Source organism: Dickeya sp. CFBP 2040 (genome assembly GCF_012273755.1).
In the GTDB taxonomy this organism is placed as follows: Bacteria; Pseudomonadota; Gammaproteobacteria; order Enterobacterales; family Enterobacteriaceae; genus Dickeya; species Dickeya poaceiphila.
In genome coordinates, this window is the sequence record NZ_JAAVXH010000074.1 from 92,975 (window position 1) to 105,401 (window position 12,427).

The 12,427-nt window shown below is 58.0% G+C and carries 15 protein-coding genes; 9 read left to right on the top strand and 6 right to left on the bottom strand.

Annotated elements, in window-relative coordinates; translation table 11 throughout:
* Positions 1-10 precede the first annotated feature (10 nt).
* The gene (locus Dpoa2040_RS09790; protein ID WP_168641081.1) at positions 11-265 is read right to left on the bottom strand and encodes a hypothetical protein; all 255 of its coding nucleotides are present in this window, start codon (positions 263-265) and stop codon (positions 11-13) included.
* Between Dpoa2040_RS09790 and Dpoa2040_RS09795 the strand changes: the two genes are divergently transcribed.
* The 7 genes from Dpoa2040_RS09795 (at position 211) to Dpoa2040_RS09825 (ending at position 8,042) form a co-directional block, all read left to right on the top strand.
* Positions 211-1,854: a TIGR04028 family ABC transporter substrate-binding protein gene (locus Dpoa2040_RS09795; protein WP_168641122.1), complete on the top strand. Its 1,644-nt coding sequence runs from the start codon at positions 211-213 to the stop codon at positions 1,852-1,854. The two genes, Dpoa2040_RS09790 and Dpoa2040_RS09795, sit on opposite strands and share 55 nt — an antisense overlap.
* A gap of 27 nt (positions 1,855-1,881) precedes the next feature.
* Positions 1,882-2,823: an ABC transporter permease gene (locus tag Dpoa2040_RS09800; RefSeq protein ID WP_168641123.1), complete on the top strand. Its 942-nt coding sequence runs from the start codon at positions 1,882-1,884 to the stop codon at positions 2,821-2,823.
* Between the two features lies 1 nt (position 2,824).
* Positions 2,825-3,685, top strand: a complete 861-nt coding sequence (locus Dpoa2040_RS09805) for an ABC transporter permease (protein ID WP_168641124.1) — start codon at positions 2,825-2,827, stop codon at positions 3,683-3,685.
* Positions 3,682-5,325, top strand: a complete 1,644-nt coding sequence (locus Dpoa2040_RS09810; protein WP_042873616.1) for an ABC transporter ATP-binding protein — start codon at positions 3,682-3,684, stop codon at positions 5,323-5,325. The genes Dpoa2040_RS09805 and Dpoa2040_RS09810 overlap by 4 nt, the downstream gene beginning before the upstream one ends.
* A 27-nt stretch (positions 5,326-5,352) precedes the next feature.
* Entirely contained in the window at positions 5,353-6,393 is a 1,041-nt protein-coding gene (locus Dpoa2040_RS09815) for a putative FMN-dependent luciferase-like monooxygenase (RefSeq protein ID WP_168641125.1), read from the top strand.
* The gene (locus Dpoa2040_RS09820; protein ID WP_168641126.1) at positions 6,390-7,514 is read left to right on the top strand and encodes an alkylhydroperoxidase domain protein; all 1,125 of its coding nucleotides are present in this window, start codon (positions 6,390-6,392) and stop codon (positions 7,512-7,514) included. The genes Dpoa2040_RS09815 and Dpoa2040_RS09820 overlap by 4 nt, the downstream gene beginning before the upstream one ends.
* Positions 7,515-7,721: 207 nt before the next feature.
* The gene (locus Dpoa2040_RS09825) at positions 7,722-8,042 is read left to right on the top strand and encodes an NIPSNAP family protein (RefSeq protein WP_016941601.1); all 321 of its coding nucleotides are present in this window, start codon (positions 7,722-7,724) and stop codon (positions 8,040-8,042) included.
* Positions 8,043-8,139: 97 nt separating this feature from the next.
* On the opposite strand, the gene glk is transcribed toward Dpoa2040_RS09825, so the two are convergent.
* The 4 genes from glk to Dpoa2040_RS09845 all read right to left on the bottom strand — a co-directional run bounded on the left by glk (position 8,140) and on the right by Dpoa2040_RS09845 (position 10,262).
* Complete coding sequence (gene glk / locus Dpoa2040_RS09830) at positions 8,140-9,108, bottom strand: glucokinase (protein WP_168641127.1); 969 nt, start codon at positions 9,106-9,108, stop codon at positions 8,140-8,142.
* A gap of 277 nt (positions 9,109-9,385) precedes the next feature.
* A complete protein-coding gene (locus Dpoa2040_RS18370; protein WP_227983102.1) occupies positions 9,386-9,526 on the bottom strand; it encodes a DUF3861 domain-containing protein in 141 nt (46 codons plus the stop codon).
* A 135-nt stretch (positions 9,527-9,661) separates the two neighbouring features.
* Positions 9,662-10,114, bottom strand: a complete 453-nt coding sequence (locus Dpoa2040_RS09840) for a GNAT family N-acetyltransferase (protein ID WP_168641128.1) — start codon at positions 10,112-10,114, stop codon at positions 9,662-9,664.
* 4 nt (positions 10,115-10,118) lie between these two features.
* Positions 10,119-10,262 (bottom strand): hypothetical protein, encoded by a 144-nt coding sequence (locus Dpoa2040_RS09845; protein ID WP_155683844.1) that lies wholly within the window; start codon positions 10,260-10,262, stop codon positions 10,119-10,121.
* A gap of 59 nt (positions 10,263-10,321) precedes the next feature.
* Between Dpoa2040_RS09845 and Dpoa2040_RS09850 the strand changes: the two genes are divergently transcribed.
* On the top strand, positions 10,322-11,443 hold the full coding sequence (locus Dpoa2040_RS09850) for an aminotransferase class V-fold PLP-dependent enzyme (RefSeq protein ID WP_168641129.1): 1,122 nt from the start codon (positions 10,322-10,324) through the stop codon (positions 11,441-11,443).
* A 72-nt stretch (positions 11,444-11,515) separates the two neighbouring features.
* On the opposite strand, the gene Dpoa2040_RS09855 is transcribed toward Dpoa2040_RS09850, so the two are convergent.
* Positions 11,516-11,632, bottom strand: a complete 117-nt coding sequence (locus Dpoa2040_RS09855) for a hypothetical protein (RefSeq protein WP_371810632.1) — start codon at positions 11,630-11,632, stop codon at positions 11,516-11,518.
* Between the two features lie 137 nt (positions 11,633-11,769).
* Between Dpoa2040_RS09855 and Dpoa2040_RS09860 the strand changes: the two genes are divergently transcribed.
* Positions 11,770-12,417, top strand: a complete 648-nt coding sequence (locus Dpoa2040_RS09860) for a YitT family protein (RefSeq protein ID WP_168641130.1) — start codon at positions 11,770-11,772, stop codon at positions 12,415-12,417.
* The last annotated feature ends 10 nt before the right edge of the window (positions 12,418-12,427 follow it).

Here is a 12,427-nt window from a genome sequence, read left to right on the forward strand (position 1 = left end):
CATTCAAATTTTATGAAATAAAAAAGCGTCGCGTTCGCCCTTCGCCTGCCCGCCTTGACTTACCCCAAAAGCAGATATTCATTGCCGGTTTTGTACTTTGTGGTTTTGCCATGCCTGTGGAAGTATCCCTTTCATATGACAGCCTTTTTCCAGCCCTGACGTCACCTGCATAGCGGCTGGTATCACTCTGATAACTAAAAGGAAAAAACCATGTCTTGTTTCTTGAACGCTCAACAGAAGCGGGGAATGGGTCTGCTTGTTTCATTCGCACTACTGGGAAATGGCGCACAGGCGGTGGCCGCCGACGTTGCGCCAAAAACCGGCGGCACCTTGATCTATCTGGAACAACAACCGCACACCAATTTGTATCCGCCCGCAGGCGGTTTTTATCCTAATGGCGGTATCCTCAACCAAATTACCGATAAGCTGACGTATCAGAACCCGGAAACGTTGGACATCGAACCCTGGATTGCAGAATCCTGGACCATTAACGCCGACAGCACCGAATACACATTCCGGTTACGCCCCGGCGTCACCTTCTCTGACGGCACACCGCTCGATGCCAACGCCGTCGCTAAAAATTTCGACACCTATGGGCTGGGCAACAAAGAACTCAACCAGCCGATTTCCGAAGTCATCAACAACTACCAGCGCAGCGAAGTGATCGACCCGCTGACGGTGAAGTTCTACTTCAAAAAACCGTCGCCTGGTTTCCTGCAAGGCACCTCCGCTATCGGCTCTGGCCTGGTGTCGCTGAGTACACTGGCCCGCAATTTTAACCAGTTGGGCGATGCCACCCACATCATCGGCTCCGGCCCGTTTGTGGTCAGCAGCGAAAAACCGGGGCGCGAACTGAAACTGGTGGCACGTAAGGATTACCACTGGGCACCGGTAAGTTTCGCACATCAGGGGCGCCCTTATCTGGATGGCATCACCTATCTGGTGACGCCGGAAGACAGTGTGCGCATTGGTGCACTGGTCTCCGGTCAGGCGGATTTTATCCGTCAAATTCAGGCCTATGACGAACAACGGGTGCAGAGTGAGGGTATTCGGATCTACGCCGCCCCAACCCGCGGGGTGAATAACAGTATCAACTTCCGCCCGGATAACCCGCTGGTAGCGGATATCCGCGTGCGTCAGGCACTGAGTGACGCCACCAACCCGAAAGAAATCATCCAGACGCTGTATTCCAATAACTACCCACAAGCCACGTCGGTACTGGCGAAAACCGCCGCCGGTTACATCAACCTGTCCGATAAGCTGACGTTCGACCCAGCCGCCGCCGCCCGTCTGCTGGACGACGCAGGCTGGAAAATCGGTGCGCAGGGCGTTCGACAGAAAGACGGCCAATCGCTGGTGTTAACCGCCTACGAATCACCGCCGCAGCCGCAGAACAAAGAGATGTTGCAACTGGTGGCGCAGCAGTGGGCCAAAGTGGGCGTGAAACTGAACGTACTGGCAGGTGATGCGGGCACCAAAACCGTTGACAGTCTTGACCCACTGAAAACCGGCGTATCGCCGGGCATGGTGGGCCGAGCGGACCCGGATGTGCTGAAAAGCCAGTATTACCCCACCTTGCGCAATGTGCTGCTGCAAAAGGGCGGAGCCAGCGACAAGGTACAAACCTTTGAAGACAGCCACCTTAATACCCTGTTGGACGGCATCGCCTCCGCGACGGATCGCAGCAAACGGCTGGAACTGGTCGGCGAAGTACAGAACTACCTGATCGATAAGGCATATGTGATTCCGATTTTTGAAGAGCCGCAGGTGTTCGCCGGTCGCGCCAGCACGAAAGGCATAAGCTTTGAGGCGGTGGGCCGACCCAGCTTCTACAACACCTGGCTGGATAAGTAACCGGGCATCGGCGACGGAGGGCAAAACATGCGTATAGCGTATCTGGCGACACGCCTCGGACATGCACTGCTGGTGCTGTGGGCAGCATTTACCTTGTCGTTCATGCTGCTACAGGCACTGCCCGGTGACGCGGTGCTGATCAAATTCATGAACCCGGAGCTGGGGCTCAGCGCCAGCCAAATCGCGCAATTGCGGCTGGCCTACGGTGCCGACGTGCCGTTGCTGACCCAGTATGCAACGTCGCTGTCGCGCCTGCTGCATGGCGACTTCGGGCTGTCACTGCAGGCTGGGCTGCCCGTCAGCGACTTACTGGCAACCAACCTGCCCCCCACCTTGCTGCTGGCGGTGCTGGGGTTCGGCGTGGCGTTGCTGCTGGCGATCACGCTGGCGTTTCTCTCGGCGCTGGCGCCATTCGCCTGGCTGCGCCAGCTATTTCAGTCCGTACCGTCGCTGCTGATATCCATCCCCACGTTTTGGCTCGGCATCGTATTGATTCAGGTGTTTTCCTTTCGGCTGGGCTGGGTTTCGGTGATCAACCCCGGCGAATGGGAAGGACTGGTTTTGCCAGTCCTGACACTCTCCGTACCGATTGCCGCCCCGATTGCTCAAGTATTGATGCGCAGCATCGATCAGATACTGGCACAACCGTTTGTGGCGGTGGCGCGCGCCAAAGGCCTGAGCCGCCAGAGTGTGTTATGGCGTCATGTGGCGCGCAACGCCGTGCTACCTGCACTGACGCTGGCAGGTCTGCTTCTGGGTGAGTTAATCGCTGGTGCACTCATCACTGAAACCGTGTTTGGCCGCAGCGGACTGGGGCAGTTAACGCAGGAAGCCGTCAATACGCAGGACGCCAGCGTGTTGCAGGCCATCGTGCTGATTTCCGCCACCGCCTTTGTGGTCGTCAACCTGCTGGTCGACCTGCTCTACCCGTTGCTTGATCCGCGGCTAAAAACCGCATTGGAGGTGTGATATGGCGAGCATTCAACTGGAAAAAATCACCTTTCCGCTGCTGCGCAAAACACCGCGTCTGCGCCGTTATGCCACACAGCCCGGTCTGGTGCTCGCCTGGCTGGTGCTACTGACCGTGGCACTATGGGCACTGTTCCCCGGCCTGTTTACCCATGCATCACCGATTGAGGGTGTGCCGGGTGCACAACGGCTGGCGCCGGGTGGGGCGTACCTGCTAGGTACCGACCAACTGGGGCGAGACCTCTACACCCGCATCGTTTATGGCTCGGCGCATTCACTCTCCGGCGCGGTAGTGGCCGTATCGCTGGGTTTGATACTCGGTAGTCTGCTGGGGCTGCTGGCAGGCGCGGTAGGTGGAAAGCTGGATACCGTGGTGATGCGCAGCGTCGATGTGCTACTGGCTATTCCCGGTTTGCTGCTGGCGCTGAGCGTCATCATCCTGCTGGGGTTCGGCAATCTGAATGCGGCTATCGCGGTGGGCGTGACGTCGGTGGCGAATTTTACCCGGCTGGTGCGTGCGGAAGTGCTGCGCGTGCGCCGCAGCGATTATGTTGAAGCGGCGTTTGGCAGCGGCGGCACCTTCTTTGGCGTGCTGTGGCGCCACATTCTGCCTAACTCGCTCACCAGCGTACTGGCATTCGCCGCATTGCAATTCGGCAGCGCGATTCTGGCACTCGCTACGCTGAGTTTTCTCGGCTACGGCGCACCACCGCCAACGCCGGAATGGGGATTGCTCATCGCCGAAGGCCGTAATTATCTGGCCACCGCCTGGTGGCTGACCACCTTCCCCGGCCTGCTGGTGGTCGCGGTGGTGCTGGCGACCAATCGCATCAGCCAGTCGATTCGGAGGCCAACGCGATGAGTCTGCCGCTGAGTTTACAACACAGCCCGGCCACACCGGTGCTGGAGCTGGAAGACGTCGCTATCGCCTACCGTGATGACGACGGTGAACGTACGGTCGTGGAAGGGGTGTCCTTCGTCATTCAGCCCGGCGAAGTGGTGGCGCTGGTAGGAGAGTCCGGTTCCGGCAAAACCACCACCGCGCAAGCGGTGATCGGCCTGCTGGCACACAACGGTCGCCTGACGCGCGGAGCCATTCGCCTCAACGGCACCGAGATTAGCCGGTGGTCGCCGTCACGACTGGACAGCATTCGTGGCCGGGTGGTCAGCCTGGTGCCGCAAGACCCCGGCAGTTCGCTCAACCCGGTAAAAACCATCGGCGAGCAGGTGGACGAGATTCTGCGGTTACACCAAAAAAGCGATCGCCGTAGCCTGCGCCGGCAAACGCTGACGCTGTTGACGCGCGTCGGGCTGACCAAACCTGAACTTCGCGCCAGCCAGTACCCGCACGAGCTCTCCGGTGGCATGAAACAGCGGGTGCTGATCGCTATCGCCATCGCCTTGAAACCGGCATTGATCATCGCCGACGAACCCACCAGCGCGCTGGATGTCACGGTGCAAAAACGCATTCTCGACCTGCTGGACGAACTGCGCCGGGAAAATAACACCGCCATTTTGTTCGTTACCCACGATCTCAGGGTGGCGGCCGAGCGTGCCGACCGCCTGCTGGTGTTCCAGAAAGGTTATATTCAGGAGCAGGGGCCAGCCCGACAGGTGCTGAGTGCGCCACAAAGCCAGTACGCCCGCACCCTGCTGGCCAACATCCCTTCGCTGACTCACCGTCCATCACGCGTGGCGGTGAACCGGCCTGCCGCCGGTCAGCCGATGGTACAGGTGGAACAACTGGTACAGGAGTTCCCACTGGTGGGAGACCATAAGCAGCAATTTAGGGCGGTGGATACGGTGTCGTTTAGCGTGGCCCCCGGCACCACCCACGCCATTGTCGGCGAATCCGGCTCCGGCAAGACCACTACCGCGCGCCTGATTCTTGGCTTCCAGCGCCCAACTGCCGGTCGCATTCTGATAGACGGTACCGACATGACGCAACTGCGCGGTGAAGCGCTACGTCAGTTCCGCCAGACCATTCAGTTGGTTTATCAAAACCCGTTTAGCTCACTCGACCCGTCGCAGCGGTTATTCGATATCGTGGAGGAACCGCTGCGCAACTTTAACCGCCACTCGCGCACAGAACGGGCCAGCCGGGTTCATGAGATGTTCGAGCGGGTGGCGCTGCCTGCCTCGCTACTGCAACGTCGTCCGGCAGAACTGTCCGGCGGCCAGCGTCAGCGGGTCGCCATCGCTCGTGCGCTGGTGCTTGAACCGAAAGTGCTGGTGCTGGACGAAGCAGTCTCGGCGCTGGATGTCACCGTACAAGCGCAAATCCTGCGCCTGTTGGACGAGTTACAAGCCTCGCTGGGGCTGACCTACCTGTTTATTTCCCACGATCTCGCGGTGGTGCGGCAGATAGCCGATACCGTTTCCGTGCTGTACCACGGCAAACAGGTGGAGTCCGGGCCGGTCGAGCGCATTTTTGCCCAACCGGCTGAACGTTATACCCAGGAGCTGATCGATGCGATTCCCGGTCAGCACCACGTCTCTTAAGGGACACACTACAACAAGGATTTAATCATGACTCAAAAACGTCTGGGGTTTTTCACCCGCTTGCTGGATGACGTGCCCGCCGGGCAACGTTACCGCTTAGCCGCCGAACAAATCATCAAAGCAGAACAACTGGGCTTCGACAGTGCCTGGGTGGCACAGCATCACTTTCACGCCGACGAAGGCGGCCTGCCGTCACCGCTGGTGTTTCTGGCGCAAGTCGCCGCGCAAACCCAACGCATTCGGCTTGGTACCGGGGTGATTACCCTGCCGATGGAACACCCGTTGCGGGTGGCGGAAGATACCGCCGTACTGGACCTGCTCAGTAATGGTCGGCTGGAGGTCGGCATCGGTTCCGGCGGCACGCCGTCATCGTTCGCCGCGTTCGGCCACAGCAGTGAGCAACGTGGTGAAATTCTGGGGCGCTACCTGGCACAGGTACGCGCCGCCTGGGCGGGCGAGCCGCTGAGCGCTGACGGCAATCAGCTTTACCCAGCTGCCCCACACCTCAATCGCCGCGTATGGCAGGCCACGTTTTCCGTGGAAGGCGCTATCCGCGCTGGTCGGGCAGGCGATGGGCTGATGCTGTCCCGTACCCAGCCGCGCCCAGAGACGTTCCCGGATGCCACGCTGGCCGACCTGCAAAACCCGATGATCGACGCCTATCTGGAGGCGCTGCCGTCCGGCGTCACACCGCGCATCATGGGTTCGCGTAGCGTATTCGTCGCCGATGACCGGGCGCTGGCGCTGCAACTGGCGCAAACCGGGCTGCAACGTTCCGCCGCCCGGCTGGCTCAGTTGGGCCGTCCGGCACGTAACGGCTCGGTAGAGGAGCTGATCGCCTCATTCGACAGCCATGTTGGCACACCGGAAGACGTCATTGCCTCACTACAGGCGGACAGCTCGCTGGCGCGGACCACTGATCTGGCGTTTCAGGTGCATTCTATCGACCCGCCACACGCCCATATTCTGCGCTCGCTGGAGTTGATTGCCACCCGGGTTGCCCCCGCACTGGGCTGGTCGCCCGCTAAAGATAAACAAACCCGCCCGGTCGGGCAGGAGGTCGCATGACACAGTCAACATTCGATATATTGGATACGCTGGCGGAGATCGCCCCGGATTCGCCGCTGGCGCAGGCCAGAGCGACGCGTGATGCCGCCACCCGGCATACGCAAGGCAGCTACGACGCGCTGTTCAGCCAGACGACAAGCAACACGTTACCGCTGGCATTGCGCTTTTTCATCGCCGAAAAGGTCAGCGGCTGGCATCAGAACCCCCGTTTACAGCACTTTTATGCCCAACGGCTGGCGGATTTTCCGGCCCCGACGCCCGGCGCAGCGCTGGGCCTGGCGCTGGAACATGCCGAACGTCTGGCATTACAGCCCGTCGCCGCACAACCGGAATCCTTGCAGGCGCTGCAACAAGCGGGTTGGGAGGTAGACGATATCGTCACCCTGTCGCAACTGGTCGCGTTTGTCAGTTTTCAAAGCCGCTTGCTGTACGGTTATCGACTACTGGCCGGTCACGCCGAAGAACGGGCACCCGTTGCACCCGCCGCCGTCGCCGGTCACTGGCATACCCAGGCGCTGACCAACAGCGGCAAAACCGCCCCGAATGCGTTTACACAGGGCGAACTCGGCTGGGAACCGTGGCTCCCGGCCAAACCGCTGGCGGCATTTACCCCGGATGAGCAAGCCATTCTGGCGCGTTTCGGTCATACCGATTCCGACTACTTCCGCTTGCTGGGCCGCAATCTGCCGGTGCTGGAGCAACGCACCCTCACCGACAGGGGCATCTTCTATACGTCCGGTGGACTACCGCGTCAGGACCGGGAACTGGCTGCCGCCGTCGTCAGCAAGGTAAACGGCTGTATTTATTGCGCCTCGGTACACGCCCGCAAGGCCAGCCAACTGTCGAAGCAGCATGACGCCGTACAACGCCTGCTTGAAATACCACCGGGGGAAGATCTTGCCGCCGGACAGAACACGCGCTGGCAGGCGATCATCACCTTCGCCGCCCGGCTATCCACCACGCCATCGCAGGCCAACGCACAGGATCTGGCACGCTTGCGTGAACAAGGGTTGGACACGCTGGAGATTCTCGACCTGATTCAGTCCACCGCGTTTTTTGCCTGGGCCAACCGGTTGATGCTGACGCTGGGCGAGCCGTTCTGGCCGGGAAGCCGGGGCTGACGACATCAGCAGTACCGTCCACAGCTGCCGTTCACAAGAATACCGTTCACCATGCCTGGCCTTGTTTGCTCCAGATTATCCTTAAGAGCAAACAAGGCACATTGCGTGCGTTTTTCACTTTCAGCTCATCTCGCCCGCACAAATGGCGTCATTCCCCGCACATCAGATCATCAATACTCCGTACTCACCACACACTCAGGAGATGTCATGATGTCTGTTTTCCAGTTAAGAACCTACACATTGAAAACGGCGGCGGCGGCCAGCCAATACGCTGAAATCTGGTATCGTCACATTGAGAGCCTGAAACTGTTCCACATCGCAACACACGGTGTTTTTCGCCCGCAGGAGAATGACCGCCAGGTGGTGGCGCTGGTGAGTTATGCCGATGGCGTGGACATTCAGGCAACGACGCTCGCTTACATGTCCAGCGATGCATTTCATGCCGATATGGCGGGATTTGAGATGGCGATGATCGAAAATGTAGAGGAAACGCAACTCGTTGCTTTACCCGCCTCACCGCTGCAATAACGCTAACCCCATTCAGGGGAATACCTGCCGTCAGGCAACCTGTGGGTTACCTGACGGCGTGACCACCAGACGAAAGGTGGTGGGTGGATAACGCGGGTTACAACGTCTGCCCCAGCGCCTGACGCAGATAAGCGCCAGCGCCCAGCAGTCCCGGCTGCGGGTGCGTTATCATGAACGCCGGAATGTCGGCGAGGTAATCGCGGAAACGGCCTTTGTCTTCAAAAGCGCTGCGAAAACCGGAGTTACGGAAGAATTCCAGAAAACGAGGCACAATGCCGCCAGCGATATAGACGCCGCCGAAGGTGCCGAGCGTCATCGCCAGGTTGCCGCCAAAACGCCCCATCAGCACGCAAAACAGCGACAACGCCCGCAGGCAGTCAACATCGTTGTGCGCCAGCGCGCGTTCAGACACTATCTGCGGTGTCAACGCTTCCGGCACCCGGTTGTCTGCTTTGACGATGGCCCGGTAAATATTCACCAGCCCCGGCCCGGATAGCACACGTTCAGCAGAGACGTGCCCCAGCTCCTGACGCAACACCTGCAACAGGATGTCTTCTTCTTCGCTATTGGGCGCAAAATCGACGTGACCGCCTTCGCTTGGCAGGCTCAGCCATTTTCCGTTCACCGGCAACAGGTATGCCACACCCAGCCCGGTTCCGGCACCGTACACCGCCACCGGCTTATCAGCGACTGGCGCTGTGCCGCCCAGTTGAATCGCATCTTCCGGCTTCAGGACCGGAATCGCCATACTGACGGCAGTAAAATCGTTGATGACCGACAGTTGTTCAAAACCCAGGTTTTGCCGCATGGCGTCGATGGAGAATGCCCAGTGATGATTCGTCATCTCTACCCAGTCGTCGGTTACCGGGCAGGCAATAGCAATACAAGCTTCTTTGATGATGAGATCGGTGTGTTCTGCCAGAAACAGACGAATCGCGTCTTCCAGACTGTCGTGCTCCTGAACCGCGTACTGTTTGCTGTGTGACAGCTGCCCATTCGCCAGTTCACACAAGGCAAGACGTGCGTTGGTGCCACCGACATCACCTACCAGCGCATACAGATGCATAAATTAGTTTCTCCCATTGAAATATCATCATGCGTACTTGAGCACACGGGGAAAACCGCGCACTGCTAACGGCAAGCACGCCCGAATCTTACTCATATTCACTGGCAGTCCCTGCCATCAGGGAGGCGTGACCCGGCAAATCAAGCCCTCTTCCCCCGCTTTTAGTTGCAGCATAACGTCCCAACATGCAAGAGCCTGGCTCTGGAGCAGGTCTTCTTTGCCCAGGTCATATGACCTCGCCGGATAACGTCAGACCGGTGCAGAACGCGGCAACGTACTAGCCCGGCAAGCTCCCTGTTAACCGAACTTTCTCAATGGCTTCCAGAATATCGTCATGATTGGTGACGTCAAACGCCAGTGCGCGATTTTGCGGCGTTTTGTCGCGATTATCGCTAAGAATGTACCGCGTGATGGGCAAGGTTTTATCCGTGCGGTTGAAGGGGGGGTGAATGATGGGCGGCAAGGCGTCGCCATATGGTTGAGATTATCAACCATATAATCCGTTTAATCCGCTGCGCCGACACTGCGCCTGAAGAACGCTGCCGGAATCAGATCAGGGTGTCGTCCTTGTGCTGTAAATGTCCCGGCGGACAAGCGTCCAGGCGTAATCCTGGCGATTGATCGGCTCGTATCCGACTTTTTGGTACAACCACGGTGCGGTAGACGTTAGCAGCAACTGACGGCGCAGGCGCTGCAATCGCGGGTGGCTTAGCGTGCATTCCACCAGAAAACGCCCCAGCCCGGTCCCCTGATGCGCGGGCAGCACAAACACATCACACAGATAGCCGAAGGTGGCGAAATCCGTCACCATGCGGGCGAAACCGATCTGTCGTGCCTGATGATACAACCCGAAACACAGGCTGTTGGCGACAGAGAGTGCAACGGTTTCCCGGTCAATGCCTGCCGCCCAACTGGAGGTGGTGAGGTAATTGTGAATGGTATCCAGGTCGAGCCGCCGCGGATCTGTCGAAACCTGATAGTTTTCCTGCTTCCATTGTACTGACACAGCTTTACTCCTTCTGTTCACGCTGAAGATTTATCATCCCACCAGAGAGCTTGCCTGAACAACGCTGACCATAACGAGAGGCCTTACCTGATACCATCAGCAGGCGGAAATAGTCATACCGCTTTTCTTCCATCCTGCGTATGCTCATAAAAAACACATCGTAAAAACAACATCATGAAAAACAATGCTGAACCTAAGGAGAGACATGTGGCGATAACCCTTCCAGAAGCACTGATTCCATCTGATCCTCGTTTTGGCTGCGGCCCGTCGCTGATTCAACTTGATGATCTGACGCATCTACAAGATCAGGGGCCGCATTTGCTGGGCACCAGCCATCGTAAGGAACCCGTGCGCGCGCTATGCCGCGAGATTCAGCAGGGGCTGCGGGATTATCTGTCAGTTCCCGATGGTTACAGCATCGTGCTGGGCAACGGCGGCGCCACGGTGCTGTTTGATATGGTCGGCCTTGGGCTGGTCAGAAAGCGTATTGTTCACCACACCTGCGGCGAGTTTTCCGACAAATGGTTTAAAGCCTCGCGCCGGATTCCATGGATTCAGGCGGATAGCGTTGCCGTGGAATACGGTCAGGCCAACACCGCCTTTGTGACCGATGGCGTGGATGTGGTGGCCTGCACGCTGAATGAAACCTCCACTGGGGTGATGAACACCCGTTTACCCGTGGTCGGCGAGGATTGCCTGCTGGCAATCGACGCTACCAGCGGTGCGGGGCAAATCGCCTGTGACCTCTCCCGCGTGGATGTGTTTTTCTTCTCGCCGCAAAAAGTGTTCGCCAGTGAAGGCGGATTGTTTGTCGCTATTTTGTCGCCGAAAGCTAAAGCGCGGATCGCGGAGATCGCCGCCGATCCCAGCCGTTATATTCCGGCATTTGCAGACTGGAAGCTGGCGCTGAGCAACAGCGAACAACAGCAGACTTACAATACTCCGGCGGTGGTGACATTGTTCCTGTTCGCTGAACAGGTCAAACGCATGAATGCGCTGGGCTTTGACGAGGTGGAACGCCAGGCTGTCGCTAAAGCGGCGTTGTTGTATCAGTGGGCCAGCGAGCGGGATTATTTATCGGCATATGTGGCTGACCCGGCGTTTCGCTCGACTACCGTCGCCACCATCGACGTGGCGGATACTATTTCCGTAGACAAACTGACCCAGTATCTGGACGAGCAAGGGTTGGTGCATGGCATTGAAGGTTACCGGGCGCTGGGGCGCAATCAGCTACGTATTGCGCTGTTTCACAACATCGCGTTTGACGACCTGAAAACCCTGACTGCGTTGATTGATTTTCTGATTGCCAGCGGCGAATTTGCTGCCTGATGTCATACCGTTGCCTTAACCGGCAGCGCGGTTTTGTAAATCGGTCACCGCAGTGAAAATGAGGATTGCACATCACGCAGTCCTCAGACTTTGAACGGTTTTTTGCAAGAGTGTCTCGATATCCGACAGGCTGGCGGCCACCGTCCGCCACATAACATCGTGACTGCCGGACATCAGGCGACACTCCATCACTTCGTCAACACTGGCGAGCTGCTCATGAACAATGGTAATTTGAACGCCATTAATGAATGTTCAGTCATGAAAACCGCAAATATATGCATTTCTTATGACTAAACCCGATGACATCGAGTTGATGAGATAGCTTCATGCTGAAAGACTCTGTTACGTTGCCCAAGACAGCGGAAACTGGCCAGAAACCGGCGCTGGCTCACACCCTGAAAGATGATGTTTACGGCCTGGTGCTGGGGGTGATGTTTATCGCCTTTGGTCTGAATCTGCTCAAACTCTCAGGTATGATCACCGGCGGGATTGCCGGCATCGCCTTGCTGCTGTCCTACTTTGTTCCGCTATCGATTGGCGTACTGTTTATCCTCGCCAACATCCCGTTCATGATTTTCTGCTACTTCAGCATGGGGCGTGCCTTTACGCTAAAAACACTGATCGTCAATCTCGCCCTGAGCGCTGCCACCCAGGCGGTGCCTGGCTTGTTGACCATCGACTATGTCCACCCGCTGTTTTCTGCGTTGGTGGGCGGTACCTTTCTCGGTATGGGCGTGCTCTCGCTGGCTCGCCACAATGCTTCGGTCGGTGGCACTGGCGTGGTGACGTTGTGGCTCTACAAACGTTTCAATATCAACGCGGGCAAAAGTCAGATGCTGCTCGATGTGCTGGTGTTCGCCGTATCCATGATAGCCATGCCGGTTCACCTGTTGTTGTGGTCAGCACTCAGTGCGCTGGCGATGAACGCGATGCTGATGAACTGGCATAAACCGGGGCGTTATCAGGGGGGATAATAAGGCAATA